This window comes from Aureimonas sp. CAS (assembly GCF_059838215.1).
The window spans coordinates 3,385,172-3,411,626 of the sequence record NZ_CM187563.1 but is presented as its reverse complement, the minus strand read 5'-3'; the positions used below and the strand labels follow the sequence as shown (position 1 = coordinate 3,411,626).

Here is a 26,455-nt window from a genome sequence, read left to right as displayed (position 1 = left end):
ACCATGGACGGCTTCGAACAGACGCTCAGCGCGGGCGCGCTCCTCTCCATCGCGGGGCTGGCGATCGTCGCGCTCCTCGTGCTCATCATCCCGTTCCGGCTTCACGCCTTCCTGGCGCTGATCCTCGTCAGCCTGATGACGGCGCTTGCGGCGGGCATCCCGATCGCCTCCATCGTGCCGGTGCTGACAGAGGCCTTCGGATCGACGCTGGGGGGCGTGGCGCTTCTGGTCGGCCTCGGGGCGATGCTCGGCCGGCTGGTCGAGACCTCCGGCGGGGCGCAGGCGCTCGCCGACGATCTCGTGCGCCGCTTCGGCGAGCGCAACGCGCCTCTGGCGCTCGGCGTCGCCTCGCTGATCTTCGCCTTCCCGATCTTCTTCGACGCGGGCCTCGTCGTCATGCTGCCGGTGGTCTTCACCGTCGCGCGGCGTCTCGGCGGCGGTCTCCTGCGCTACGGCATTCCGGTGGCGACCGCCTTCTCGGTCATGCACGTCTTCGTGCCGCCCCATCCGGGCCCGGTGGCCGCCGCCGAGCTTCTGGGCGCCGACGCGGGGCTTCTCGTCCTCCTCGGCATCCTCGTCGCGGTGCCGACCTGGTTCGTGGCGGGCCAGCTCTTCGGCACCTGGATCGGCCGGCGCATCGTCCTTCCCGTTCCCGACATCCTGTCCGGCGGACCGCAGGTGGCCGACCGGGCCGACCCGCCGCGCCCCGCGACGGTGCTGGGGCTGCTCCTGATCCCGCTCGTCCTGATCTTCCTGAACACGGGCATGAACTTCGCGCGGGCTCAGGGCTGGATCGCGGAGGACGCCGTCCTCTACGCGGCCGGGCGCACGCTCGGCGCAACGCCCGTCGCGCTCCTGATCGCCGTTCTCGTCGCGATGGTGGTGCTGGGCACGCGGCGCGGCCAGGACCCCAAGCGCATCGAATCCATCGTCGATTCCGCGCTCGGTCCGGTCTGCGCGATCATCCTCATCACGGGCGCGGGCGGCATGTTCGGCGGCGTCCTGCGCGCCTCGGGCATCGGCGACGCGCTGGCGGGTGCGCTCGACGGGATCGGCGTCCCGATCTTCGTCGCCGGCTTCCTGATCGCGACCGCGCTGCGCATCGCGCAAGGGTCCGCGACGGTCGCCCTCATCACCGCCGCCGGGCTCGTCCAGCCGGCGATCGCCGGGGCGGGCTACGGCAGCGTCGATCTCGCCGCGACCGTGATCTCGCTCGCAGCCGGCTCGGTCATGCTCAGCCACGTCAACGATTCCGGCTTCTGGCTGGTCGGCCGCTTCTTCGAGATGGACGTGAAGACGACCTTCAAGACCTGGACCGTGATGCAGACGCTGGTGGGTCTGTGCGGCTTCGCCTTCTCGGGCCTCCTGTTCTTGCTGTTCTGAGCCGCGCGCTCCGAAGACCGGGCACGACGCCGCCGCCTTGCGCCTTGCGCGGGGCGGCGGTATATCGTGAGCCATTCCCGCCTTTCGAATGCGTCCCGGACCGCTTCTCGCGCCATCCGGCAGGTGTTCCCCCCGCATCGCCGAACGTCCTTCCAGAACTTCAGGCCTGCAGTCCCTCCCCCATTCTTCCGTGTCCCCCGGGCTCCATGACGGCTCGCGCGGACGCCAGCCCTTCGTGAAAAGATGCCCGAGATCAAGCTTCAGGACCTCAAGAACAAGACCGCGGCCGAGCTCGTCGCCTTCGCCGAGGAGAACGAGGTCGAGAACGCCTCCGTCCTGCGCAAGCAGGAGCTCCTCTTCGCCATCCTGAAGCGCCTCGCCGCGCAGGACGTCGACATCATCGGCGAGGGCGTGGTCGAGATCCTGCAGGACGGCTTCGGCTTCCTGCGCTCGCCCGAGGCCAACTATCTGCCGGGCCCGGACGACATCTACATCTCGCCCTCGCAGCTGCGCCGCTTCCAGCTGAAGACCGGCGACACGGTCGAGGGCCAGATCCGCTCCCCCAAGGACGGCGAGCGCTACTTCGCGCTCCTCAAGGTCAACACGATCAATTTCGACGACCCGGAGAAGATCCGCCACAAGAGCCATTTCGACAATCTGACGCCGCTCTACCCGAACGAGCGGTTCAAGATGGAGAACCCGGACCCGACGAAGAAGGACATGTCGGCCCGCGTCATCGATCTGGTCGCCCCGATCGGCAAGGGCCAGCGCGCGCTGATCGTCGCGCCGCCGCGCACCGGCAAGACGGTGCTCCTGCAGAACATCGCGCAGTCGATCACCTCCAACCACCCCGAGTGCTACCTCATCGTGCTGCTCATCGACGAGCGCCCGGAGGAGGTGACCGACATGCAGCGGTCGGTGAAGGGCGAGGTCGTCTCCTCCACCTTCGACGAGCCCGCGACGCGCCACGTCCAGGTGGCCGAGATGGTGATCGAGAAGGCCAAGCGCCTCGTGGAGCACGGCCGCGACGTCGTCATCCTGCTCGACTCGATCACCCGCCTCGGCCGCGCCTACAACACGACCGTCCCCTCCTCCGGCAAGGTGCTGACGGGCGGCGTGGACGCCAACGCCCTGCAGCGGCCCAAGCGCTTCTTCGGCGCGGCGCGCAACATCGAGGAAGGCGGCTCGCTGACCATCATCGCGACGGCGCTGATCGACACGGGCAGCCGCATGGACGAGGTCATCTTCGAGGAGTTCAAGGGCACGGGCAATTCCGAGATCGTGCTCGACCGCAAGGTGGCCGACAAGCGCACCTACCCCTCGATGGACATCCTCAAGTCCGGCACGCGCAAGGAGGACCTGCTCGTCCCGCGCGCGGACCTGCAGAAGATCTTCGTCCTGCGCCGCATCCTCTCGCCCATGGGCACGACGGACGCGATCGAGTTCCTCATCGACAAGCTCAAGCAGACGAAGACCAATTCGGACTTCTTCGATTCCATGAACACCTGACACGCATCGCCTGTATTGATGCCGGAGGGATACGCGCCTACCGTGTCTCTCCGGCGGCGCCCGCTCGGCCCGCCATCGGTCTGATGGGGGTCGCTTGGATACGCCGGAGGAATGGTGGCGGCGGATCGAGGGCAAGCGCCTCGTCGCTCTCCATATGAAGGAAGACCGCCGCAACGCGGTCGAGGCCTGGGATGCCTGCGGGACGTCCGTCGAGTTCGCGCTGAAGGCCGTCATCCTCAAGCGCGAGCGCTGGAACCGCTGGCCGGACAAGGCCGACAGACCGGACCTCTATACGCATGACCTCCGAAGGCTCATGGCGCTGGCGAAGATCGGGCCGATAGACGTTCCAAGATCTTTGAAGTTCGAAGTATCCACCGCGCTTTCCTGGAAGAGGGAGAGCGCCTATCGTGGGTCTGTTCTACCGCGTCGCCAAGCCCGCGAGATGTATGAGGCTGTGTTCGGGCCAAACGGAGTGATCGAATGGCTGAAGAGCTTGTGACGAGAGATCGGCTCACAGCCGGCACCCGCTATCTGACGGCACTGAAGGACCTCGGCTTCGAGCCCGACGCCGCCATGTGGTCGGTCCGCCCGGACGATCCCGGCTCCCTCGAACTGTCCCTCTTCAGCGCTTATGTCGATCGGGTCGGCACCCGTCGGATGTTCCGCACCCTGTACGACGCCTACCATGCGTCGAAGACGCCTCCGGAACTCGACCCCTGGTTCGTTGGTCTCTACAGCCCCGACCAGCAGTTCTACGGTGCGGTGGAGGGCTTCGATTTCGCGAAAGTGGAGACCGGCAAAGGCGCGGGCTTCGCGATGTCGTCGGGGGTCGATCTCGCGCTGGGGTCCCAGATTCTGCGTATCGAAGAGCCGGACGTCGTCCGGCTCGTCCACCCGACGTGGGTCTATAAGCCTCTCCAGGTCCGAGCGACGAAGCCCGTCGATCTCTCGCGGCGCTGGAAGCGCTTCGAGCAAGCCGTCGCGAAGGCCGCCTGAATGACCGAACCCCTGCTTCCGGACTCCGTGCGCCGCGTCGAGATCGACGCGGTGACCAAGGGCCTGCCGGTGCGCATCCTGCGCACCGAGACGATCGCGCGAACCGCGCAGGAGGCGGCCGAGGCCGTCGGCGCGACGGTCGGGCAGATCGTCAAGAGCCTCGTCTTCCGGGGCCGCGACAGCGGCGAGGCGATCCTGCTGCTCGTCGGCGGCGACCGGCGGGTGGACGAGAGAAAGGCCGCACGCTTCGCGGGAGAGCCCATCGAGCGCCCCGACGCGGATTTCGTGCGCGCGGCGACGGGCTTTGCGATCGGCGGCGTGTCGCCCCTCGGCTCCACCAAGCCCATGCGGATCGCGATCGACGCCGGTCTTCTGGAGCAGGAGGTCGTCTGGGCCGCTGCGGGCTCGCCCTACCACGTCTTCGAGACGCGGCCGAAGATGCTGGCCGAGGCGGTTCAGGCCAGCGTCGCCGATCTGACGTCCGGCTGAGCCGAACGCCGGCCTCGATCCGCCAGGGAAGGTAGGCCGTCTCTCGAAGAGATTGAGCGGCCTCTCCGCGTCCGGTCGGACGCACGGCGCTTCAGACCTCTCCCCGCCCGCCGCTCTGGCCCTCGGCCGTCTCCACGCGGTTCCGGCCCGCCGCCTTCGCCCGGTAGAGCGCCCGGTCCGCAGCCTCGATCCAGTCCTCCGAGCGCGCCATGCCGGGCTCGAGCTCGGCGATGCCGAAGCTCGACGTGACATTGGGGAGCGAGGGGTCGCGCAGGTGCAGGCCCTCGATCCCGCCGCGCATCCGTTCGGCGGCCTTGCCGGCCGCCGCGAGCGAGGCGCCGGAGAACAGGACCGCGAACTCCTCCCCGCCCAGCCGCCCGATGATCTGCTCCTCGCGCATCCGGGCCTGGCAGATTTCGACCGCCGCCTTCAGCACCAGATCGCCGACGCGATGGCCGTAACCGTCGTTGATCCGCTTGAAATGGTCGAGATCGAACACCGCCAGAGAGGCCGGTTCGCCCGTGGCCCTCGCCTGGACCATTTCGCGCGAGACGGCCTTGAGGAAGGCGCGCCGCGTCCAGGCGCCCGTCAGCGTGTCCCGGTCGGCGATCTGCAGGAGCGCGGACTGGTCGATCACCACCGTGGCGAACTGGCGCAGCATCTGGATGTCCCGCGCGTCGAAACGGCGCGGCACGGTGCCGGCGACGCAGACCGTGCCGATCGCGAAGCCGTCGGGCGAGACGAGCGGCGCGCCGAGATAGGATCGAAGGCCCATCGGACCGGTGACGAGCGGATGGTCGCGGTAGCGCGGATCGTTCGGCGCGTCCTCGATGACGACGATGTCGGCTCCCTCGATCACGGCCCCGCAGAACGTCGCATCCCGCGGCAGGTCCCTCACGTCCAGGCCGAAGGAGCACTTGTAGTGCTGGCGCGTTTCGCCGACCGTCGACACGAAGGCGATCGGCATGTCGTAGACGGTCTGGATGAGAGTCGTGACGGGGCGGAAGGCCTCGTCCGTGGCGGGGTCCGACAGGCCGGAACGGGCGAGGGCCGAAAGTCGTGCGGCCTCGCTCCCGTTCGCCGCCTCCAATTGGGTCTTCAAGGAAACACTCCCCGATGATCTTCGAAGGCGGCCCGCATCCGCCGGACGCGGGACGGCCGCTCGATCTCTTCGCTTCTACGCGTCCGATCCTCGGTCGGATGCCGCACGTTGCGCTCCACCTACCCGATCGGTTGCAGAACCGAAATCGATATCGCGACTTCCAGTTGCCGATCGCGTGAACGCCCGTGTCGATCCCGCTACATGACGATGCGCCAGAGCGCGTAGGCCCCGCCGACGACGCCGGTGAAGGCGAGCGCCATCAGCGCCCCGTCGCGCACGGTGATGGCGAGGCCGAAGGCGATGACGATCGCCATCGGAATGGTGGAGGCGAAGGGAATGAACTCCAGGAAGGGCACGGTCAGGCAGGCGAGGACGACGACCGCCGCGGCGGCGCGCCGGAACGGGCCGCGCACGAGCAGCGACAGGCGGCCGTGGAACCAGCGGTCGAGCCAGCGCTGGAGCGGGCGCAGGCGCTCCACCGCCTTCTCCAGCCGGCCGGCGCGCACCGAGCGCTTCTGGATGAACTGGGGCAGCCAGAGATGGTGCCGCCCGATCAGCATCTGGACCGCGACGATGGCAATGATCGTGGCCAGGAGCGTCGGCAGGCCGGGGATGCCGCCGATCGGGGAGACCTCGATCAGGGCGGGGATGAGGAGGAAGGGACCGAAGCCGCGGTCGCCGAGGCGCTCCATGACGTCGCCGATCGAGACGCGCACGACGCCCCTCGCGGCGTCCTGCAACTCGTTCAGGATCTCGGCGACGGTCTCGCGCTCCTTGTCGTCGGTCTGTTCGGCCAATGCGGTAACGCCTTCGCGAGCGCGAGTGATGGTCGAGGGAAATGTGAGCCGCCCCCCGGCGGGTCAAGTGCGGCGGACGCTTGACCCTGCCCGGCCGGACGCCTATCGCCATGGCCGATGGAAACGCCGGTTCCCAACATCGAGATCACGCGGCTGCGCCTGAAGGACGCGCGCGACCTCGCGCCGTTGATCTCGGCCTACAACCAGTCCGTCTTTCGCGGCGCGCCCGGCGCGCCCGACCTCTTCTATGCCGAGCAGCTGCTGCAGGACCGCACCGGCGAGCTCCTGGGCGCGCGGCTCGACGGGCGGCTGGTCGCCTTCCTCGTCTTCTACGACCTTCCCGACCCCTGGACCGGCATGCGCGCCGGACTCGCCGACCACATCTACGTGGACCACGGATTCCGCCGGAAGGGCATCGCCAAGGCCATGGTGGACCTTCTGGCCGACGAGGCGGACGCGCGCGGCTGGTCGCGGCTGACGCTGCAGGCGCCGCGCACGGCCGATTCAGGACGCCTTCTCTACGAGGCGATCGCCGAGCGCGCCGAATGGTCGAGCTACGTCATCCGCTTCGTCGATCGCCAGCCGTGACCGGACCGACCGGGCCGCGACGAGAGGTCGCCGCCCGGTCTAATCGATTTTCCCGCCTCCGCGGGTCCGAAACACGCGCCTGCATCCTTGCTTTCGATGGGGCGAACATTGTTTTAGAAGCACTCCAGCGAAGAGGCGGCCGAGCCGCCGGAAGAGCCGGAAGCTGCAAGGAACGAACATGTCCGACGTGAAACGAGCGCGGCCGCTTTCGCCGCACCTCCAGGTCTACCGCTGGGCGCCGACCATGGCGATGTCGGTGGCGCACCGGCTGACCGGCATGGCGCTCTACGGCGGGACGGTGCTTCTGGTCTGGTGGCTGGTGGCGCTGGCGAGCGGCCCGGAGGCCTTCTCCACCGCCTCCGCCTTCTTCGGCTCGATCTTCGGCCGGGCGATCCTCTTCGTCTATTCCTTCGTGCTGCTGCATCACGCGGCCGGCGGCGTGCGCCACCTCGTCTGGGACACGGGCACGGGCCTGAACAAGGCGAGCGCCACGAAGATCGCCAGCCTGACGCCGGTCGTCTCGCTCGGCCTGACCGTGCTGCTCTGGCTCATCGTCTGGATCGTCTGAGGAGAGAAACCCATGAGCGCCAAGACCTCCAAGATGATCACCCCCCTCGCCCGCGTTCGCGGCTACGGCTCGGCCAAGTCCGGCACCGAGCATTTCTGGGTGAAGCGCGTCACCGCGATCTCCAACCTCGTGCTGCTCGTCTTCTTCCTCGGCTTCCTGATCTCCATGCACGCCGAGAGCTACGAGACCGTCCGCGCCGCCTTCCGCAACCCGCTCGTCGCCCTCCTGATCGGGCTCTTCCCGGTCTCCTTCGCCATCCACATGCGCCTCGGCATGCAGACGGCGATCGAGGACTACTTCCAGGGCGGCACGCGCATCCTCCTTCTCCTCCTCAACACCTTCTTCGCGGTCTTGATCGCCGGCGCGAGCCTGTTCGCGGTCGTCCGCCTCACTTTGGGAGCCTGAACCGATGGCCACCAACGGAACCGCACAGCCGCATCGCAGCGCGCCGGCCCAGAACGGCAAGGCCTACAGCTTCGTCGACCACACCTTCGACGTCGTCGTCGTGGGCGCGGGCGGCGCGGGCCTTCGCGCCACGCTCGGCGCGGCGCAGGCCGGCCTTCGCACCGCCTGCATCACCAAGGTCTTCCCGACCCGCTCCCACACGGTCGCCGCGCAGGGCGGCGTCGCCGCCTCTCTCGGCAATATGGGCGAGGACAACTGGCGCTGGCACATGTACGACACCGTGAAGGGGTCGGACTGGCTGGGCGACCAGGACGCCATCGAATATCTGGTGCGCGAGGCCCCGGCCGCCGTATACGAGCTGGAGCATTTCGGCGTGCCCTTCTCCCGCACGACGGACGGGCGCATCTACCAGCGCCCCTTCGGCGGCATGACCACCGACTTCGGCAACGGCCCGCCGGCCCAGCGCACCTGCGCGGCGGCCGACCGCACCGGCCACGCCATCCTCCACACGCTGTACGGCCAGTCGCTGCGCTACAGCTCGGAGTTCTTCATCGAGTATTTCGCCATCGACCTCATCATGGATGAGGAGGGCGCCTGCCGCGGCGTCGTCGCCATCAACATGGACGACGGCTCCATCCACCGCTTCCGCGCCAAGAAGACGATTCTGGCGACCGGCGGCTACGGCCGCGCCTATTTCTCGGCCACCTCGGCCCACACCTGCACGGGCGACGGCAACGCCATGGTGCTGCGCGCCGGCCTGCCGCTGCAGGACATGGAGTTCGTGCAGTTCCACCCGACCGGCATCTACGGCGCGGGCTGCCTCATCACCGAGGGTGCGCGCGGCGAGGGCGGCTATCTGACGAACTCGGAAGGCGAGCGCTTCATGGAGCGCTACGCCCCCTCGGCCAAGGATCTGGCTTCGCGCGACGTCGTCTCGCGCTCCATGACGATGGAGATCCGGGACGGGCGCGGCGTCGGCAAGAACGGCGACCACATCCATCTGCATCTGGACCATCTGGACCCGAAGATCCTGCACGAGCGCCTGCCGGGCATCTCGGAATCGGCCAAGATCTTCGCGGGCGTCGACGTGACCAAGGAGCCGATCCCGGTCCTGCCGACGGTCCACTACAACATGGGCGGCATCCCGACGAACTATCACGGCGAGGTGCTGACCAAGAAGAACGGCGACCCGGACGCCGTCGTGCCGGGCCTGATGGCCGTCGGCGAGGCGGCCTGCGTCTCGGTGCACGGCGCCAACCGCCTCGGCTCCAACTCGCTGATCGACCTCGTGGTCTTCGGTCGCGCCGCGGCGCTGCGCTGCGCCGACACGGTGACGGCCGGCGAGGACCAGGCGCCGCTGCCGGCCAATGCCGGCGACAACTCGCTCGCCCGGCTCGACCGCTTCCGCTACGCCAAGGGCGGCACGCCGACGGCCGAGTTGCGCAACCGCATGCAGCAGACGATGCAGTCCAACTGCGCCGTCTTCCGCACCGGCGAGATCCTCGAAGAGGGCCACACCAAGATCCATGAGGTCTGGCGCGGCTCTGAGGACGTGCGCGTCACCGACCGCTCGCTGATCTGGAACACGGACCTCATCGAGACCCTGGAATACGACAATCTGATCTCGCAGGCGGTCGTGACCATGGATTCGGCGGTGGCCCGCAAGGAGTCGCGCGGCGCCCACGCCCGCGAGGACTTCCCGGACCGCGACGACGTGAACTGGATGAAGCACACGCTCGCCTTCTGCGACGTGGACGCCAAGACCGTCTCGCTCGACGACCGTCCGGTCCACACCTACACGCTGTCGAACCAGATCGAGTACATCGAGCCGAAGAAGCGCGTATACTGAGGCCTTCGGGCCTCAGGAGACCGCCGATGCCCACGATCGGTCACAACAGCCGCGCGAGGGGTTCCATGTTCGCCATCGTCTTCGACCTGGACACGAACAGCCTCAAGGAGGTCTATGGCGGGCCGTCCTGGAACAACGCCTATAGCGAGGTCCGCAACTTCCTGAAGCGGCGGGGCTTCGGCTGGCAGCAGGGCTCCACCTATTTCGGCGACGAGACGGTGGACGCGGTGAACTGCGTCCTCACGATCCAGGATCTGACGGCGGAGTTCGACTGGTTCGCGCCTTCCGTCCGCGACATCCGCATGTTGCGGATCGAGGACAACAACGACCTGATGCCGGCCGTCGAACGGGCAGCCAAGCGAAAAGACGGTTGAGCGGCGGGACGGATCGCTTCATGATCCGCCCCGTCCACCAGCCGATCGCATGACACCAGCAGCCTTCATCCATTCGTCGAACAAGTCGGGCATGATCGCCGCCGAGGTCGAACTCGGACGGGGGATGTCCGATGAGCGTCAGGGATCTGTCCGACGGGCCCGGCTGGGGAGCCAGCGCCCATGACAGCCTTCGCAGGGCGGCGGGCGAGGCGGCCAGGGGCGCCATCGTGAGACTGGGCTCGAAGAAGGGCCACGGCGTCGTCGGGCGCCTGCGTGCCGCGCGCTTCGCGCTCAAGCGCAAGCTGCGCCTGACCGACCGCCCGACCCTCGTCGCCTATTCCGGTTTCGTGGAGAACGGCCGCCTGAAGGTGAAGGGCCGGGTCCTTGAGGACGAGGGCGTCTTCGACGCGCCGCACTCCAACTCCACCTGGCGCAATCTCTGGCTCACCTTCAAGCGCTACGAGACCGACGAGATCGCGAACGCCAAGGTCGAGTGGGAGGCGAACGGCTTCTCCGGCGAGGTGCGCTCGCGCGACGACGGCTATTTCGAGATCGACCACCCGTTCGGCGGGGCGCAGGCCGAGGCCCATCGCGACACGGCGTGGCTCCCGGTGCATCTGCGCCTCGTGAAGGCGCGCCACTACGAGTTCGAGCCCAAGAGCGCCGAGGGCGGCGTGCGGCTGGTCTCGCCGGAGGCGCGCTTCGCGGTGATCTCGGACATCGACGACACGATCATCCACACCGGCGCCTTCGGCATGCTGCGCCACTGGCGCATCGTCACGGCCAATTCGCCGGAGGCGCGCGCCGCCTTCCCCGGCGTCTCGCACTTCTACCGCGCGCTCGCCGACGGGGCGGCCGGGCCGGAGACGAACCCGATCTTCTACGTCTCCTCCAGCCCCTGGAACCTCTTCGACATCTTCGAGCGCTTCATGGCGCAGAAGAACATCCCGCGCGGTCCGATGCTGCTCCGCAACCTGTCGGAGGACGCCGCGGCCTGGCTGCGCCGTGACCATTTCGGCCACAAGGACCGGATGATCGACCGGCTGATGGCGGCCTATCCGGACCTGAACTTCGTCCTCATCGGGGATTCCGGGCAGAAGGATTCCTCGGTCTATGCCGGGGCGGTGGCGCGCCATCCGGGCCGCGTCCTCGCCGTCCACATCCACGACGTGCGCCCCTCCGAGGCGCCGAGCCAGGTGGAGAGCGACCTGGCCGAGATCGAACTGCAGGGCGTGCCGACGACGCTCGGGCGCACGCTGCGCAAGGCGGCCGAGCTCTCCGAGCGGCTCGGCCTCGTGCCGGCGGGCACGCACGACGCGGTCGAGGCCGAGGTCATGGCCGAGAACGACAAGGCGACGCGCTACGGGCGCTTCCCCATCATCGTCCAGCCGTGAATTTCGCCCCGACGGTCGCCGGTTCGATTACAATCGATTGAGAGCGTGCTGCGCCGCCGTGCCTCGGTTGCGCTGCACGCCCTTTCACATTAGGTCCATTCCAGACTGAACGAACTGGGCCGCGCGGGATCGGCCCCCGGCTCCATGCGGGGCTGCGGGAGGCACGATCTCGGCGCTGCGGACCCACGGGGACGAAGACGATGGTCGAACTGGCGCTGCCGAAGAATTCCAGGCTCACCAAGGGCAAGAGCTGGCCGAAGCCGGAAGGCGCCAAGAACCTTCGCGAATTCGGCATCTATCGCTGGTCGCCGGACGACGACGAGAACCCGCGCGTCGACACCTACTATGTCGATCTGGACGATTGCGGGCCGATGGTGCTCGACGCCCTGCTCTGGATCAAGAACAAGGTCGATCCGACGCTGACGCTGCGCCGCTCCTGCCGCGAGGGCATCTGCGGCTCCTGCGCGATGAACATCGACGGCACCAACACGCTGGCCTGCACCAAGGGCATGGACGAGGTGTCGGGCGCGGTGAAGGTCTACCCGCTGCCGCACATGCCGGTCATCAAGGACCTCGTCCCGGATCTGACGGTGCCCTACGCGCAGCTTCGCTCCATCGAGCCCTGGCTCAAGACCGAGACGCCCGAGCCGCAGAAGGAGTGGCGCCAGAGCCACGAGGACCGCGAGAAGCTCGACGGGCTCTACGAGTGCATCCTCTGCTTCTGCTGCCAGACCTCCTGCCCGAGCTACTGGTGGAACGGCGAGCGCTATCTCGGCCCGGCCGTGCTGCTGCAGGCCTATCGCTGGCTGATCGATAGCCGCGACGAGGCGACGGGCGAGCGCCTGGACGATCTGGAGGATCCGTTCCGGCTCTATCGCTGCCACACGATCATGAACTGCACGCAGACCTGCCCGAAGGGTCTGAACCCGGCCAAGGCCATCGCCGAGATCAAGCAGATGATGGTCGAGCGCCGCGTCTGACGCATCGTCCGACCTCGGAGCCGTGCGGTTTTTTCGCACGCTCCCCGGCGCCGTGCGGTCCGGCGCCTTGTTTTGGCCCGCAATGACCCACCACACTCCTCCCGTGCCATCCGGCGCGGGGAGTGTGACGGCATGCGGACTGCGCTTTACTCGATCCTGTCGGCCGGCGCCCTCGCGCTCGGCCTCCTCGCGGCCCCCGCCGGCGCTCAGGCCGCGACCGCGATCTTCGCGGGCGGCTGCTTCTGGTCCGTCGAGAAGATGTTCGACGGCGTTCCGGGCGTCACCGAGACGGTCTCGGGCTTTGCCGGCGGGCGGACCGAGAACCCGACCTATTACGAGGTGGTGCGCGGCGACACGGGGCACCATGAATCGGTGAAGGTCACCTACGACCCGGCACGGGTCAGCTACGAGGACCTTCTGACGGCCTATTGGCAGTCGATCGACCCGACCGACCCCGCCGGCCAGTTCTGCGACAAGGGCGAGCCCTACCGGGCCGCGATCTTCGTCTCGAACGACGCCGAGAGGCAGGCGGCCGAGGCCTCCAAGGCGAAGGTCGCCGAAATCCTCGGCGCGGGGGTGACGACGCAGATCCTGCCCGCCGCGCCCTTCACCGCGGCCGGTCCCGAGCACCAGAACTTCCATGTGACCAACCCCGCCCATTACGAGCGCTACCGGATCGGCTGCCGCCGCGACGAGACGCTGGCGCGCGTCTGGGGCGGACGCAGCCTCGCCGACGCCCGTTCGGGCTGAAGGCCTGAACCATCGGCCCGGACACCGGGGTCGATGTTCGGAACGCCCGATGCGCGGATCTAAGGAGACCGACCGCATGCGCTCTCGCCTCTCCTTCCTCTTCGCCCTGCTTCTGACGCTGGCGGGCACCGCGCCCGCCGCCTTCGCGGCGGACGACTGGGTGGTGCGGGAAAGCTCGGTCGGGGTCGAGACGACCGTGGAGCGGCTGCAGGAGGCGATCGTTCGATCGGGCTCCAAGGTGCTCGCGGTCTTCGATCACCGCGAGGCGGCCCAGGAGGTGGGGCTCGACATCGCGCAATCGACCGTCGTCCTCTTCGCCAAGCCGAAATCGGCCACGCCGATCATCGCCCAGAATCCGCGCGCGGCGATCGAGATGCCGCAGCGGATCCTCGTCTGGGAGGAGGAAGGCCGGACCTATGTGGGGTTCGTCTCGCCGACCATGTTCGTGACGCGGCACGGCTTCTCGTCCGGCCATCCCGAGCTCGGCCGGCTGCGCGCCGGTCTGGAGGCGCTGGTCTCGGCCACCGTGAAGCGGCGCGACGAACGGGCCGACGCCGGGCACTGACGCCCTCGCGCACGGAACCTGCGGCGCGCGGCGATCTTTTACCGTCTCAAGAGACGGCCGATCGACGGTGCGATCGGCCTCGCGAGACAGGGACCCGAGCCGCCATGGCCAAGAAGAACGACAGCACCCCGACCGGTTCGGGGAACACGATGCATCCGACGCGCAACACGACGGACGACAATGTCCGCGTCGCCATGGTCGGCCTGCTGCAGAAGCATCTGGCCACGGCGATCGACCTCTCCTATGCGGCCAAGCAGGCGCACTGGAACGTGAAGGGCGCCAATTTCTACCAGACGCACCTTCTCTTCGATCAGCTTCACGAGGAGGCCGAGGGCTATGTCGACACGATCGCGGAGCGCCTGACGGCGCTGGGCGGCCAGGCGCGCGGCACCGTGCAGGCTTCGGCGGGCGAGACGCTGCTGGAGCCCTATCCGCTCGACATGGTCGACTCGATGGACCACCTGAAGCGTCTGGCGAAGAACTATTCCGACTACGGCGCGGCGCTGCGCGAGGCGATCGAGGAGTGCGACGAGACGGGCGACGAGCTGACCGCCGACCTCTTCACCGCGATCGGCCGGGGCGTCGACAAGTCGCTCTACTTCCTGGAAAGCCATTTCCAGACCAAGTGAGGCCGTCGGGCCTGCGACGTCTCCGTAAGGGGCGCCATTCCTCTCCCCTCCGGGGAGAGGGTGGATGCGAGCGCCAGCGAGCAGCCGGGTGAGGGCGTCAACGAGCGCGGCGGCCGAGAGCCCTCATGGTCGTAAGCCGCGCCCTTCAGGCCCTCATCCGGCCCTTCGGGCCACCTTCTCCCGCGAGCGGGAGAAGAAGGGCGCTCGGCTCTGCGACGTATCCGTAAAGGGCGCCTTTCCTCTCCCCTCGGGGAGAGGGTGGACGCGAGCGGAGCGAAGCGGCCGGGTGAGGGCGTCAACGAGCGCTGCGGCCGAGACCCCGCATGGTCGTAAGCCGCGCCCTTCAGGCCCTCATCCGGCCCTTCGGGCCACCTTCTCCCGCAAGCGGGAGAAGAAGGGCGCTTGGGCCTGCGACGTGTCCGTAAAGGGCGCCATTCCTCTCCCCTCCGGGGAGAGGGTGGATGCGAGCGCCAGCGAGCAGCCGGGTGAGGGCGTCAACGAGCGCGGCGGCCGAGAGCCCTCATCTTCGTAAGCCGCGCCCTTCAGGCCCTCATCCGGCCCTTCGGGCCTTCTTCTCCCGCGAGCGGGAGAAGAAGGGCGCTCGGTTCTGCGACGTATCCGTAGAAGCCGCCATTCCGCTCCCAGTCGGGGAGAAGGGCGAGCGTCGCCGTCTCACGTGAAACGGCGACGGCGGAGCCGGCCTACTCGATCGACTGGCCGGTCTTCTTCCAGTCGGCGACGAAGCTCTCCAGGCCCTTGTCCGTCAGCGGATGCTTGATCAGCGACTTGAGCGTGGCAGGCGGCACGGTCGCGACGTCCGCGCCGATCAGCGCCGCCTCGCGGACGTGGTTCGGCGTGCGGATCGAGGCCGCGAGGATCTCGGTGTCGAAGCCGTAATTGTCGTAGATGCGCCGGATGTCGGCGATCAGCGCCATGCCGTCGATATTGGTGTCGTCCAGCCGGCCGATGAAGGGTGAGATGTAGGTCGCGCCGGCCTTGGCCGCGAGCAGCGCCTGGTTGGCCGAGAAGCAGAGCGTGACGTTGGTCTCGAAGCCCTCTTCCGTCAGGTGCTTGCAGGCCTTGAGCCCGTCGAGCGTCAGCGGCAGCTTGATGACGACGTTGGAGGCGATGGTGGCGAGGATCTTGCCCTCGCGCATCATCTCGTCGAACGTCGTGCCGGCGACCTCGGCCGAGACCGGCCCGTCCGTCACCTCGCAGATGTCCGCGATGATCTCCTTGATCGGCCGGTTGGCCTTGAGCACCAGCGACGGGTTCGTCGTCACGCCGTCGATGAGGCCGGCGTCCTGAAGTTCCCTGATCTCGGCGAGGTCCGCCGTGTCGACGAAGAATTTCATGAAGATCGCTCCTGTTCGACCGAAATGGTTGGGCCGTTCCTTAAACCCCGCGCGGCCTTGAGGCCATACCGATCTCTGAACCAGACGGACCGAACCCTTGACCTGGATGCCCTTGCCGCTGGCGGAGGGAATGGCGATATCGGGGGCCGCCCCCTCCGCAGCCTCGCGCCCGACGCGGCGCGATCGCCGCTTCCCCGCCGCAGACGATCGCCATCTTGTCCGACCCGTCCCCCGTACTTTCGGCCCCGCGGCCCGCAGGATCGTCCCGGCGCCCGTTCCGGACGGGCCGGGCCATTGCGACGGGGCGCGCCCCATGGTGACGGGGCATCTCTTCCGGGAGGAGGACCCGCGCACCGTCCCGGTGCTCGTGCCGCTGCCGGCGGACCGGCCCTATTCCTACGCCGTGCCAGAGGGGATGCAGGTCGAGCCCGGCTCGATCGTCGCCGTGCCGCTCGGGCCCCGCCTCGTGCCCGGAATCGTCTGGGACGGCGAGACGGAGCGCGTGAACCCGGCGAAGCTGAAATCGATCGCGCAGGTCTTCGACTGCCCGCCGCTGAACGAGACCATGCGCCGCTTCGTCGACTGGGTGGCCGGCTACACGCTGTCCCCGCCGGGGCTCGTCGCACGCATGGTGCTGCGCGTGCCGGTCGCCTTCGATCCCGAGCCCCTGGTGGAGGCGCTGCGCCCGACCGGCGCCGCCCCGCCGCGCCTGACCGACGCGCGCCGCCGCGTCCTGGCGCTGGCCGAGGAAGCGCCCGCCTGGACGCGTTCGGGCCTCGCCCATGCCGCGGGCGTCACCCCGTCCGTGATCGACGGGCTGACCAAGGCGGGCGCCTTCGAGCCCGTGAAGCTGCCGCCGCTTCCCGTCGTCCCCGAGCCCGACACGTCTTACGCGCGCGCCGAGCTCAGCCCGCAGCAGCGCGAGGCGGCCGAGCGGCTGGTCGAGGCGGTGGAGCGCGACGGCTTTTCCGCGACGCTGCTCGAAGGCGTCACGGGGTCGGGCAAGACGGAGGTCTATTTCGAGGCCGTGGCGCGCGCGCTGGAGGCGGGCGGGCAGGTGCTGATCCTGCTCCCCGAGATCGCCCTGACGCAGAGCTTCATCGACCGTTTTCACGCCCGCTTCGGCGCCGAGCCCGCGCAATGGCACTCCGACCTTCCCCCGCGCATCCGCGAGAAGGTCTGGCGGCAGGTCATGGAGGGGCGCGTCAAGGTGGTGGCGGGGGCGCGCTCGGCGCTCTTCCTGCCGTTCCGGAACCTCAAGCTCGTCGTCGTCGACGAGGAGCACGACCCGGCCTACAAGCAGGAGGACCGCACCTTCTACCACGCCCGCGACATGGCGGTGGTGCGCGCCCACCTCTCGCGCTGCGCGGCGATCCTCGCTTCGGCGACGCCCTCGCTCGAAAGCCGGGTCAATGCCGGCGACCGGCGCTACGCCCATGTGAAGCTGACCGCCCGGTTCGAGGAGGCGGCGCTGCCGGATTTGCATCTGGTGGACATGCGCCGCCATCCGGCCCCCCGCGGCCGCTTCGTCTCGCCGGTGCTGCAGACGGAGATCGAGCGCACGATCGGGCGGGGCGAACAGGCGCTGCTCTTCCTCAACCGGCGCGGCTACGCTCCGCTGACGCTCTGCCGCGCCTGCGGCCACCGCTTCCAGTGCTCGCAATGCTCCACCTGGCTCGTCGATCACCGGCTGCGCGGCACGCTCCAGTGCCACCATTGCGGCCACGCCGAACGCCGGCCCGAGGCCTGTCCCGAATGCGGCACGCTCGACCATCTGGTGCCCTGCGGCCCGGGGGTGGAGCGCATTGCGGAGGAGATGCTGCAGCTCTTCCCGGACGCGCGCACCATCCTCCTCTCCTCCGACCTGCCGGGCGGCGCGAGGCGGCTGCGGCGAGAGCTCGACGCGGTGGCCGAGGGCGAGGCCGACATCGTCATCGGCACGCAGCTCGTCGCCAAGGGGCACCACTTCCCGCTGATGACGCTCGTCGGCGCGCTCGACGCCGACCTCGGCCTTGCCAACGGCGATCCGCGCGCGGCCGAGCGCACCTTCCAGCTCCTGCATCAGGTGACGGGCCGCGCCGGGCGCACGGGCCGCAAGAGCCGGGGGCTGATCCAGACCTTCCAGCCCGAGCACCCGGTCATGCGGGCGATCGCCAGCGGCGACGCCGGCATCTTCTACGAGCGCGAGACCGCCGAGCGCGAGAAGGTGGGCCTGCCGCCCTTCGGGCGTTTGGCCGCCATCATCGTCTCGGCCGCCGAGAAGCGCGACGCGGAGGCGCATGGCCGCGCGATGCGCGCCTGCGTGCCGGAAGGCTTCGGCGTCGAGGTGCTCGGCCCGGCCGAGGCGCCGCTGGCGCTCCTGCGCGGCCGCTACCGCTTCCGCCTCCTCGCTCAAGGCCCGCGCTCGGCCCGCATGCAGGACTTTTTGCGCGCCTGGCTGGCGGTCTGCCCGAAACCGCGCGGCTCGGTCCAGCTCCAGATCGACGTCGATCCGCAGAGCTTCCTGTAGCGGCCTCAGTCGTCTTTAAACCCAACCGTGTTGGGTTATTATTGGTCATGGTGCATCGCAGCGGCGGAATGCGCTTCGGCGCAGGTCGCGACGCGATCTGTCGCGCGCGGTTGCAGAAGTGCTCCAACATTGATCTGCGCTTCTGAAGGCATGGGACGAGATGCATGGCTGACGAAGTGATCGACGAGGCCGAATTCGCTGCCGCGACACGGGCGGGCGAGGCGGAGCGGGCGGGTCGTCCGGTCCCCTCGAGCGTCCGGTTCGACCGGGCGAGCGGGCGGATCGTCGTGGAGTTCACCAACGGCGCGGCCTTCATGGTGCCGGCCTGGCAGTTGCAGGGGTTGGAGAAGGCGAGCGACGCCGAACTCGAGGACGTCTCGCTCCTGGGCGAGACCGGTCTTCATTGGGATGCGCTCGACGTCGATTTTCGGATTTCAAGCCTGATGGCGGGCGTCTTCGGCAATGCGCGCTTCATGGAGGCCGCCCGCAAAGGTGGCGAGGCCCGAAGCGAGGCGAAGACGGCGGCAGCGCGCCGCAATGGCCAGAAGGGCGGACGTCCACGCCGCACGTCCTGATCGTGCTCTGCCGACAAGCTCGACGTCGATCGATCATTCCTGCGAAGACGACCGCTGTTTGAGCCATTCTCCGCCGATGTTATATTGCGATCTAACCCAGGAGGCTGGCATGCCCGTTGCGAAACTTCGAAAGGTCGGCAGCTCGGTGATGGTCGCCATCCCGCGCGCGGTTCTTGACGAGGCGAAGATCGCGGAGGGGTCCCAGGTCGAACTGACCGTGAACCGCGAGGATGGCTCGATCGCCATGCGGGCGGCGCAGCCGCGCTATACCCTCGCGGAGCTTCTCGCTGAGATCGACCCGAACGCGACCGACACCGACGAGGATCGCGCTTGGATCAACGGACGAGCCGTGGGCAGCGAGATCATCTGATCCGATGCGGCGTGGCGACATCTGGCACGTCGATCTGGACCCGATAGCCGGCAGCGAGCAGGCGGGACGGCGATATGCGCTGATCGTGTCCGCCGACGTGTTCAACGTGGTCATCGGTCGCGCAGTGATTTGTCCGATAACGAGCCGTGGACGGTTCTCCGAAGTTCGCGGCTTCACGGTTTCGCTGGACGGTGCCGGGACGGCTACGAGGGGACTTGTGATCTGCGACCAGCTTCGGATCCTTGATCTGAACGCGCGGCACGGGCGTTTTCGCGAGCGCGTGCCGGATGCGGTGATGGATCAGGTCCTGGCGCGGGTTCTACCGATCTTCGAACGGTAAGGCCCGAAACAAGCTCCGCCTCTATCGTCGCCGCTCCTCCGGGACACCTTCCGGCCGAACACGGACGCTGCACGCCTCATGCAATTCTCCCTGCCGATCTATCCCGCCGACTGGCTGCCCTTCGCGGCGGCCGCTCTCACCGTGCTCTTCGGGCTCTTGGCGCTTTTCGCGCCGCGCGCGGTCCTACGCGTGCTGCGGCTCGACACGGCGCCGGCCCATCCGGAGGCGGTGGCGGAGGTGCGCGGCACGATCGGCGGCTACTGGCTCGGCACCGGCCTCGTGGCGCTTCTCTTCTACGATCAGCCCTTCGTGCAGATGGTCGTGGGCGCCGGCTGGCTCTTCGCCGCCTTCGGCCGCGTCGTTTCGATCCTGTCGGATGCGGGCGCGACGCCGGCGAACTTCCTGCTCCTCGTCCTGAACCTCGCCCTCGCCGTCCTCTTCCTCAACCCCGTGATCGGCCTCCTCGGCCTCGGCTGAGCCGGAGCGGGCGAGGCGCACGCGAAATCGGGCCCAAAGCGCGGTTGTCGCTCCAAGATCGCTATGCTAGACGAACGCCGATCGGCGCGGCGGGCGCCGTTCCGGTCGTGCCCGCCTCATGAATTCAACGAATTGCGCGAAGGTCCGACGCCCTCCCTTTCGAGGGGACGCCGGAGTTGAGCCAGCAGCGAGAGAAGCGGTCGTCCGTGGCAAATTCATCCTCCCCGGTTTCCGGGGTCGCAGAACGCTACGCCCAGTCCCTGTTCGAGCTCGCGCGTGACGGCGGCTCGGTCGAGGAGACGGAACGGGAGCTCAACGGCTTCCGTGACCTGATCCGAGAAAACTCCGACTTCCGCCATCTGGTCGAAAGCCCCGCCTTCACCTCCGCCGAGCAGACGCGCGCCGTCGCCGCGGTGGTGGACTCGGCCAAGCCCTCGCAGCTGACCGGCAATTTCCTGAAGGTCGTGGCGCAGAACCGCCGCCTCTTCGCCCTGCCGCAGATCGTCACGCACTTCGCCCGGCTCGCCGCCGAGCACCGCGGCGAGACCGAGGCCGAGGTCGTGAGCGCCCAGGCGCTGACCGACGAGCAGCGCGCCGAGCTGAAGCGTGCCCTCGGCACCTATTCCGGCAAGACCGTTTCCATGCGCGAGAGCGTGGACCCCGCGATCCTCGGCGGCCTCGTCGTCAAGATCGGTTCGCGGCAGGTCGATACCTCGCTCCGCACCAAACTCAATTCGCTCAAGCTCGCTCTGAAAGAGGTCGGCTGATGGACATCCGCGCCGCGGAAATTTCCGCAATCCTCAAGAACCAGATCCAGAATTTCGGCTCGGAAGCGGAAGTCTCCGAAGTCGGGACGGTTCTCTCGGTCGGTGACGGTATCGCCCGCGTCTACGGCCTCGACCAGTGCCAGGCCGGCGAGATGGTCGAGTTCCCCGGCGGCGTGCGCGGCATGGCGCTGAACCTCGAATCCGACAATGTCGGCGTCGTCATCTTCGGCTCCGACCGCGAGATCAAGGAAGGCGACACCGTCCGCCGCACCGGCGCGATCGTGGACGTCCCCGTCGGCAAGGGCCTGCTCGGCCGCGTCGTCGACGGTCTCGGCAACCCGATCGACGGCAAGGGCCCGATCGAGGGCGCGACGCGCGCCCGCGTCGACGTCAAGGCGCCGGGCATCATCCCGCGCAAGTCCGTGCACGAGCCGATGTCGACCGGCATCAAGGCCATCGACGCGCTGATCCCGATCGGCCGCGGCCAGCGCGAGCTCGTCATCGGCGACCGCCAGACCGGCAAGACCGCGATCCTGCTCGACACCTTCCTGAACCAGAAGCCGGCGCACGACGAGGGCCGCACGGGCGACCAGCTCTTCTGCATCTACGTCGCCATCGGCCAGAAGCGCTCGACCGTCGCCCAGTTCGTCCGCACGCTCGAGGAGCGCGGCGCGCTGCAGTACTCGATCGTCGTCGCCGCGACCGCCTCGGACCCCGCTCCGATGCAGTACATCGCGCCCTTCACCGGCTGCGCGATGGGCGAATATTTCCGCGACAACGGCATGCACGCCGTGATCGCTTATGACGACCTGTCCAAGCAGGCCGTCTCCTACCGCCAGATGTCGCTGCTGCTGCGCCGCCCGCCGGGCCGCGAAGCCTATCCGGGCGACGTCTTCTACCTGCACTCCCGCCTCCTGGAGCGCGCGGCCAAGCTCAACGACCAGATGGGCGCCGGTTCGCTGACCGCCCTGCCGGTCATCGAGACGCAGGCCAACGACGTCTCGGCCTACATCCCGACCAACGTGATCTCGATCACGGACGGCCAGATCTTCCTCGAGACCAACCTGTTCTACCAGGGCATCCGCCCGGCGGTGAACGTCGGCCTCTCTGTCTCGCGCGTCGGCTCGGCCGCCCAGGTCAAGGCGATGAAGCAGGTCGCCGGCTCCATCAAGGGCGAGCTCGCGCAGTATCGCGAGATGGCGGCCTTCGCGCAGTTCGGCTCGGACCTCGACGCCGCGACGCAGCGCCTGCTCAATCGCGGCGCGCGCCTGACCGAACTCCTGAAGCAGCCTCAGTTCTCGCCGCTGAAGACGGAAGAGCAGGTCGCCGTCATCTTCGCCGGCACGCAGGGCTACCTGGACAAGCTGAAGGTCTCCGACGTCGGACGCTTCGAGGAGGGTCTCCTCACCTCGCTGCGCTCCAACCATTCGGAGATCCTGTCGACCATCGCGACCGAGAAGAGCCTGTCGGACGACACCCGTTCGAAGCTCAAGGCCGCGATCGACCAGTTCGCCAAGTCCTTCTCGTAACGGTCCGCAGTCGAGGAGACGGCTTCTAGATGGCTTCGCTCAAGGATCTGCGGAACCGCATCGCTTCGGTGAAGGCGACGCAGAAGATCACCAAGGCCATGCAGATGGTCGCGGCGGCGAAGCTCCGCCGTGCCCAGGACGCCGCCGAGGCCGCGCGCCCCTATTCGGAGCGCATGGCGTCGGTGATGGCGAACATCTCGGCCGCCATGGACGACGGCGAGGCGCCGGCGCTCATGGCGGGCACCGGGCAGGACCAGACGCATCTCCTGATCGTCTTCACGGCCGATCGCGGCCTGTGCGGCGGCTTCAACTCGCAGATCGCGCGGCTGGCCCGCGAGCACATCCGCAAGCTGGAGGCCGCCGGCAAGACGGTGAAGATCATCACTGTCGGCAAGAAGGGCTACGACCTTCTGCGCCGCGAGCATGCGTCCAAGATCGTCGAGCGTCTGGACTTCGGCGGCGCCAAGAATGTCGGCTTCTCCGTCGCGGACGAGGTCGGCACCAAGGCGATGGACCTCTTCGCGGCGGGTGAGTTCGACGTCGCGACGATCTTTTACTCGGAGTTCATCAACGTCATCACCCAGAAGCCGACGGCCCAGCAGGTCATTCCGGCCGTGGTCGGCGGCGCGGGCGAGGCGGATGCGGCGCCCGAGACCGTGGACGGCGCGCTCTACGAGTACGAGCCGGAGCCGGAGGCGATCCTGGAGGATCTCCTGCCGCGCAACGTCAAGGTGCAGATGTTCCGGGCGCTGCTCGAGAACGCGGCCTCCGAGCAAGGCGCGCGCATGAGCGCCATGGATTCGGCGACGCGCAATGCCGGCGACATGATCAACCGCCTGTCGATCTCCTACAACCGGCAGCGCCAGGCGCAGATCACGACCGAGCTCATCGAGATCATCGCGGGCGCCGAGGCGCTCTGATCGATTTCGGACGGCGCCCGCCGTCCGACGGACATGGAATGAACGGGCGACGGCGGCGGGACATTCCCGTCAGACCGGCGCCGCAGGACGGTTCTAGAGGAGGCCTTCGATGGCTGACACAATGGTTCAGAGCGGCACGGGCCGCATCGCGCAGGTCATCGGCGCCGTCGTCGACGTCGAGTTCGACGGCGGGCTGCCGGAGATCCTGAACGCGCTGGAGACCGACAACAACGGCAACCGGCTCGTTCTGGAGGTCGCCCAGCACCTCGGCGAGAACACCGTCCGCACGATCGCGATGGACCTGACCGAGGGTCTGGTGCGCGGCCAGCCGGTGAAGGACACCGGCGGCCCGATCCAGGTGCCGGTCGGCGACGAGACGCTCGGCCGCATCATGAACGTCATCGGCGAGCCGATCGACGAGGTCGGCCCGATCGCCTCGCAGCTGAAGCGCGGCATCCACCAGCCGGCCCCGGCCTATATCGACCAGAACCCCGAGTCGCAGATTCTCGTGACCGGCATCAAGGTCATCGACCTGCTCGCGCCCTATGCGCGCGGCGGCAAGGTCGGCCTGTTCGGCGGCGCGGGCGTCGGCAAGACGGTTCTGATCCAGGAGCTGATCAACAATGTCGCGAAGGCGCACGGCGGCTACTCCGTCTTCGCCGGCGTCGGCGAGCGCACCCGCGAGGGCAACGATCTCTATCACGAGATGATCGAGTCCGGCGTGAACAAGGACCCGCATGAGAACGGCGGCTCCACCGCCGGCTCGAAGGCCGCGCTGGTCTACGGCCAGATGAACGAGCCCCCGGGCGCCCGCGCCCGCGTCGCGCTGACGGGCCTGACCATCGCGGAGCACTTCCGCGACCAGGGCCAGGACGTGCTCTTCTTCGTCGACAACATCTTCCGCTTCACGCAGGCGGGCGCCGAGGTGTCGGCGCTTCTCGGCCGTATTCCGTCGGCGGTGGGCTATCAGCCGACGCTGGCCACCGACATGGGCCAGATGCAGGAGCGCATCACCACCACGCACAAGGGCTCGATCACCTCGGTCCAGGCCATCTACGTGCCCGCCGACGACCTGACCGACCCGGCGCCGGCCACCTCCTTCGCCCACCTGGACGCCCGTACGGTTCTGAACCGCGCGATCTCCGAGAAGGGCATCTACCCGGCGGTGGACCCGCTGGACTCCACCTCGCGCATGCTCTCGCCGCTGATCGTCGGCGAGGAGCACTACAATGTCGCGAACGCGGTCCAGCAGATCCTGCAGAAGTACAAGTCGCTGCAGGACATCATCGCGATCCTGGGCATGGACGAGCTCTCGGAAGAGGACAAGCTGACGGTGGCGCGCGCCCGCAAGGTCGAGCGCTTCCTCTCGCAGCCCTTCTTCGTCGCCGAGGTCTTCACCGGCTCGCCCGGCCAGCTCGTGCCGCTGGAAGACACGATCAAGTCCTTCAAGGGCCTCGTCGAGGGCGAGTACGACCATCTGCCGGAAGCGGCCTTCTACATGGTCGGCTCCATCGAGATGGCCGTCGAGAAGGCCCAGAAGATGGCCGCACAGGCCTGATGCAGATGACGGCGTCCGAGACCCTGAGGATCGAGGACGCCGTCAACGCCACCTGCCCCTGGTCCGGCCAGCCGATCTCGGGCGACGCGTTGACGCTGTACAAAGACCGCGTGGTCGGGTTCTGCAATTCCGGCTGCCGCGATAAATTCGAGATCGCGGTCCGCCATTTCGAGACCGCGCTTCAGGCGGAGCTCCACCTCTCGGAGCCAGGCAAGGCAACACACAGTGGCTGACAGCTTCAAATTCGAACTGGTGTCCCCCGAGCGGCTGGTCGTGTCCGAGGACGTGACGGCCGTCGTCGCGCCGGGGACGGAAGGCTACATGACGGTGATGGCCCATCACGCGCCGCTGATGGCGACGCTGAAGGCGGGCCTCGTCGAGGTGACGCTCGCGGGCGGCTCCACCCGCCGGATCTTCATCCAGGGCGGCTTCGCCGACATCAACCCGCGCGGCTTCACGCTTCTGGCCGAGCAGGCCTCGGACGTCGCGGACATGGATGCCGCCGATCTCGACCGCTACATCGAGGAGGCCCGCGAGGCCGCCGCGTCGGCCGCGGACGGCGACCCGAAGGTCCGCGCCGAGCAGCGCGTCAGCGACCTCGTCAACGCGCGCGACGCCCTGCGCGCCTGAACGGTTTCGAGCGCGCCGAGCGCACGCGTCCTGCAAACGATTCCAGCTTCTCGAAGGCCCGACGGTCGATCCCGACCCTCGGGCCTTCGTCGTTTCGGGTCGCCCGCTGGCCGATCGGCGCGCGGCGCCCATTTGACCCGGCATGACCGAGCCCTCCTTCTCCCGTCGCGTTCCTCCCGGTGACACGCTCGAACGCCGCATCTGCGACCATTGCGGCTTCACCGACTACCAGAACCCCAAGATCGTGGTCGGCTCGGTGGTGCGGCACGAGGGCCGCATCCTGCTGTGCCGGCGCGCCATCGAGCCGCGACGCGGCTTCTGGACGATCCCGGCGGGCTATCTGGAGCTGAACGAGAGCCCGGAAGAGGGCGCCCGGCGCGAGGCGCGGGAGGAGGCCGGGGCCGATCTCGTTCTGGGGGATCTGCTGGCGATCTACAGCGTCACGCGGCTCAGCCAGGTGCAGCTGATCTATCGCGCGACGCTGCGCTCGGGCGAGGTCGCGGCCGGGCCGGAGAGCCTGGAGGTGGCGTTCTTCGCGCCCGAGGACGTTCCCTACGACGGGCTGGCCTTCCCGTCGGTCCACTGGGCATTGGAGCACGACCGGCGTGCCGAGGAGGGGAGCGCGACGCCTTTCGCCAATCCGTTCGGCCGGAACGCCGACGAGCTGCCCGACGGGACGCGCATGAGCGACGAGGCGCTGTAAGGTCTCGCTCCACGTCGCTCCGCGTCGCTCGGCGCCTTTCGAAGCCCTCATCCGCCTGCCGGCACCTTCTCCCCCGTGGGGAGAAGGGCGAGGCTTCGGTGTTGTCGCACGATCTTCGTCGCCCGAGGACGAGCTCACGGAGCCCGACGCCGCAACCGCATTCTTCTCCCCTGCGGGGAGAAGTGCCGGCAGGCGATGAGGGGCGGCGGAGCCGAGAGAGCTGTCAGGTCAGAGCCCTACAAGGCGTTCATCCGGCCGTTCGCGTGTCCGGGACGAGCCGCTCGTCTCGTCGGTCCTTCTGACACGTCCGTCAGCTCACGAGGATCGGCAAGGCGTTCGAGCGG

At 68.4% G+C, this 26,455-nt stretch carries 31 protein-coding genes; 28 read left to right on the top strand and 3 right to left on the bottom strand.

Annotated features, from left to right (window positions below):
• Positions 1–3 precede the first annotated feature (3 nt).
• The 5 genes from AC6R2M_RS16455 (at position 4) to AC6R2M_RS16435 (ending at position 4,377) form a co-directional block, all read left to right on the top strand.
• Positions 4–1,383, top strand: a complete 1,380-nt coding sequence (locus AC6R2M_RS16455) for a GntP family permease (protein WP_500483998.1) — start codon at positions 4–6, stop codon at positions 1,381–1,383.
• Between the two features lie 243 nt (positions 1,384–1,626).
• Positions 1,627–2,892 (top strand): transcription termination factor Rho, encoded by a 1,266-nt coding sequence (rho, locus tag AC6R2M_RS16450; protein WP_500483996.1) that lies wholly within the window; start codon positions 1,627–1,629, stop codon positions 2,890–2,892.
• Between the two features lie 94 nt (positions 2,893–2,986).
• On the top strand, positions 2,987–3,391 hold the full coding sequence (locus AC6R2M_RS16445) for a hypothetical protein (protein WP_500483994.1): 405 nt from the start codon (positions 2,987–2,989) through the stop codon (positions 3,389–3,391).
• Complete coding sequence (locus AC6R2M_RS16440; RefSeq protein WP_500483992.1) at positions 3,373–3,888, top strand: hypothetical protein; 516 nt, start codon at positions 3,373–3,375, stop codon at positions 3,886–3,888. Before AC6R2M_RS16445 ends, AC6R2M_RS16440 begins: the two co-directional genes overlap by 19 nt.
• Positions 3,889–4,377: a YbaK/EbsC family protein gene (locus AC6R2M_RS16435; protein ID WP_500483990.1), complete on the top strand. Its 489-nt coding sequence runs from the start codon at positions 3,889–3,891 to the stop codon at positions 4,375–4,377.
• A 91-nt stretch (positions 4,378–4,468) separates the two neighbouring features.
• Here the strand turns inward: AC6R2M_RS16435 and AC6R2M_RS16430 are convergent, their stop codons facing one another.
• Positions 4,469–5,479, bottom strand: coding sequence for a sensor domain-containing diguanylate cyclase (locus AC6R2M_RS16430; protein WP_500483988.1), 1,011 nt, complete (start codon positions 5,477–5,479; stop codon positions 4,469–4,471).
• Between the two features lie 14 nt (positions 5,480–5,493).
• On the opposite strand from AC6R2M_RS16430, the gene AC6R2M_RS16425 reads away from it, so the two are divergent.
• Entirely contained in the window at positions 5,494–5,658 is a 165-nt protein-coding gene (locus AC6R2M_RS16425; RefSeq protein WP_500483986.1) for a hypothetical protein, read from the top strand.
• A gap of 18 nt (positions 5,659–5,676) precedes the next feature.
• Here the strand turns inward: AC6R2M_RS16425 and AC6R2M_RS16420 are convergent, their stop codons facing one another.
• Positions 5,677–6,276 carry an exopolysaccharide biosynthesis protein gene (locus tag AC6R2M_RS16420; protein WP_500483984.1) on the bottom strand — a complete coding sequence of 200 codons (600 nt, stop codon included), beginning with the start codon at positions 6,274–6,276 and terminating at the stop codon, positions 5,677–5,679.
• Between the two features lie 117 nt (positions 6,277–6,393).
• Between AC6R2M_RS16420 and AC6R2M_RS16415 the strand changes: the two genes are divergently transcribed.
• The 10 genes from AC6R2M_RS16415 (at position 6,394) to dps (ending at position 14,378) form a co-directional block, all read left to right on the top strand.
• Positions 6,394–6,864 (top strand): GNAT family N-acetyltransferase, encoded by a 471-nt coding sequence (locus AC6R2M_RS16415; RefSeq protein WP_500483982.1) that lies wholly within the window; start codon positions 6,394–6,396, stop codon positions 6,862–6,864.
• Positions 6,865–7,042: 178 nt separating this feature from the next.
• Positions 7,043–7,432, top strand: a complete 390-nt coding sequence (gene sdhC / locus AC6R2M_RS16410; RefSeq protein ID WP_500483980.1) for a succinate dehydrogenase, cytochrome b556 subunit — start codon at positions 7,043–7,045, stop codon at positions 7,430–7,432.
• A gap of 12 nt (positions 7,433–7,444) precedes the next feature.
• Positions 7,445–7,837, top strand: coding sequence for a succinate dehydrogenase, hydrophobic membrane anchor protein (gene sdhD / locus AC6R2M_RS16405; protein ID WP_500483978.1), 393 nt, complete (start codon positions 7,445–7,447; stop codon positions 7,835–7,837).
• Between the two features lie 4 nt (positions 7,838–7,841).
• A complete protein-coding gene (gene sdhA / locus AC6R2M_RS16400; protein ID WP_500483976.1) occupies positions 7,842–9,686 on the top strand; it encodes a succinate dehydrogenase flavoprotein subunit in 1,845 nt (614 codons plus the stop codon).
• A 26-nt stretch (positions 9,687–9,712) separates the two neighbouring features.
• Positions 9,713–10,060 (top strand): virulence factor, encoded by a 348-nt coding sequence (locus tag AC6R2M_RS16395; protein ID WP_500483974.1) that lies wholly within the window; start codon positions 9,713–9,715, stop codon positions 10,058–10,060.
• 131 nt (positions 10,061–10,191) lie between these two features.
• Positions 10,192–11,454 carry an App1 family protein phosphatidate phosphatase gene (locus tag AC6R2M_RS16390; RefSeq protein WP_500483972.1) on the top strand — a complete coding sequence of 421 codons (1,263 nt, stop codon included), beginning with the start codon at positions 10,192–10,194 and terminating at the stop codon, positions 11,452–11,454.
• A gap of 200 nt (positions 11,455–11,654) precedes the next feature.
• Complete coding sequence (locus AC6R2M_RS16385) at positions 11,655–12,434, top strand: succinate dehydrogenase iron-sulfur subunit (protein WP_500483970.1); 780 nt, start codon at positions 11,655–11,657, stop codon at positions 12,432–12,434.
• A 132-nt stretch (positions 12,435–12,566) separates the two neighbouring features.
• Positions 12,567–13,184 (top strand): peptide-methionine (S)-S-oxide reductase MsrA, encoded by a 618-nt coding sequence (msrA, locus tag AC6R2M_RS16380; RefSeq protein ID WP_500483968.1) that lies wholly within the window; start codon positions 12,567–12,569, stop codon positions 13,182–13,184.
• A gap of 76 nt (positions 13,185–13,260) precedes the next feature.
• Positions 13,261–13,749, top strand: a complete 489-nt coding sequence (locus tag AC6R2M_RS16375; RefSeq protein ID WP_500483966.1) for a DUF302 domain-containing protein — start codon at positions 13,261–13,263, stop codon at positions 13,747–13,749.
• A 104-nt stretch (positions 13,750–13,853) separates the two neighbouring features.
• Positions 13,854–14,378 (top strand): DNA starvation/stationary phase protection protein Dps, encoded by a 525-nt coding sequence (gene dps, locus AC6R2M_RS16370; RefSeq protein WP_500483964.1) that lies wholly within the window; start codon positions 13,854–13,856, stop codon positions 14,376–14,378.
• Between the two features lie 701 nt (positions 14,379–15,079).
• On the opposite strand, the gene fsa is transcribed toward dps, so the two are convergent.
• Positions 15,080–15,733, bottom strand: a complete 654-nt coding sequence (gene fsa / locus AC6R2M_RS16365; RefSeq protein ID WP_500483962.1) for a fructose-6-phosphate aldolase — start codon at positions 15,731–15,733, stop codon at positions 15,080–15,082.
• A 313-nt stretch (positions 15,734–16,046) separates the two neighbouring features.
• Here fsa and AC6R2M_RS16360 point away from each other — a divergent pair, with 313 nt between their 5' ends.
• The 12 genes from AC6R2M_RS16360 to AC6R2M_RS16305 all read left to right on the top strand — a co-directional run bounded on the left by AC6R2M_RS16360 (position 16,047) and on the right by AC6R2M_RS16305 (position 26,111).
• Positions 16,047–18,242: a primosomal protein N' gene (locus AC6R2M_RS16360; RefSeq protein WP_500483960.1), complete on the top strand. Its 2,196-nt coding sequence runs from the start codon at positions 16,047–16,049 to the stop codon at positions 18,240–18,242.
• 164 nt (positions 18,243–18,406) lie between these two features.
• Complete coding sequence (locus AC6R2M_RS16355) at positions 18,407–18,817, top strand: DUF2442 domain-containing protein (protein ID WP_500483958.1); 411 nt, start codon at positions 18,407–18,409, stop codon at positions 18,815–18,817.
• 109 nt (positions 18,818–18,926) lie between these two features.
• Positions 18,927–19,187, top strand: coding sequence for an AbrB/MazE/SpoVT family DNA-binding domain-containing protein (locus AC6R2M_RS16350; RefSeq protein WP_500483956.1), 261 nt, complete (start codon positions 18,927–18,929; stop codon positions 19,185–19,187).
• A 4-nt stretch (positions 19,188–19,191) separates the two neighbouring features.
• Positions 19,192–19,527 (top strand): type II toxin-antitoxin system PemK/MazF family toxin, encoded by a 336-nt coding sequence (locus AC6R2M_RS16345; protein WP_500483954.1) that lies wholly within the window; start codon positions 19,192–19,194, stop codon positions 19,525–19,527.
• A gap of 78 nt (positions 19,528–19,605) precedes the next feature.
• Complete coding sequence (locus AC6R2M_RS16340; protein WP_500483952.1) at positions 19,606–20,004, top strand: AGROH133_08824 family phage infection protein; 399 nt, start codon at positions 19,606–19,608, stop codon at positions 20,002–20,004.
• Positions 20,005–20,210: 206 nt separating this feature from the next.
• Positions 20,211–20,771, top strand: a complete 561-nt coding sequence (locus AC6R2M_RS16335) for a F0F1 ATP synthase subunit delta (RefSeq protein ID WP_500487631.1) — start codon at positions 20,211–20,213, stop codon at positions 20,769–20,771.
• On the top strand, positions 20,771–22,300 hold the full coding sequence (atpA, locus tag AC6R2M_RS16330; RefSeq protein ID WP_500483950.1) for a F0F1 ATP synthase subunit alpha: 1,530 nt from the start codon (positions 20,771–20,773) through the stop codon (positions 22,298–22,300). Before AC6R2M_RS16335 ends, atpA begins: the two co-directional genes overlap by 1 nt.
• Positions 22,301–22,329: 29 nt before the next feature.
• Complete coding sequence (locus tag AC6R2M_RS16325; protein WP_500483948.1) at positions 22,330–23,220, top strand: F0F1 ATP synthase subunit gamma; 891 nt, start codon at positions 22,330–22,332, stop codon at positions 23,218–23,220.
• Positions 23,221–23,329: 109 nt separating this feature from the next.
• Positions 23,330–24,778: a F0F1 ATP synthase subunit beta gene (atpD, locus tag AC6R2M_RS16320; RefSeq protein WP_500483946.1), complete on the top strand. Its 1,449-nt coding sequence runs from the start codon at positions 23,330–23,332 to the stop codon at positions 24,776–24,778.
• Entirely contained in the window at positions 24,778–25,011 is a 234-nt protein-coding gene (locus AC6R2M_RS16315; protein ID WP_500483944.1) for a glutathione S-transferase, read from the top strand. The genes atpD and AC6R2M_RS16315 overlap by 1 nt, the downstream gene beginning before the upstream one ends.
• Positions 25,004–25,408, top strand: coding sequence for a F0F1 ATP synthase subunit epsilon (locus AC6R2M_RS16310; protein ID WP_500483942.1), 405 nt, complete (start codon positions 25,004–25,006; stop codon positions 25,406–25,408). The genes AC6R2M_RS16315 and AC6R2M_RS16310 overlap by 8 nt, the downstream gene beginning before the upstream one ends.
• 142 nt (positions 25,409–25,550) lie before the next feature.
• Positions 25,551–26,111: an NUDIX hydrolase gene (locus tag AC6R2M_RS16305; RefSeq protein WP_500483940.1), complete on the top strand. Its 561-nt coding sequence runs from the start codon at positions 25,551–25,553 to the stop codon at positions 26,109–26,111.
• Positions 26,112–26,455 lie beyond the last annotated feature (344 nt).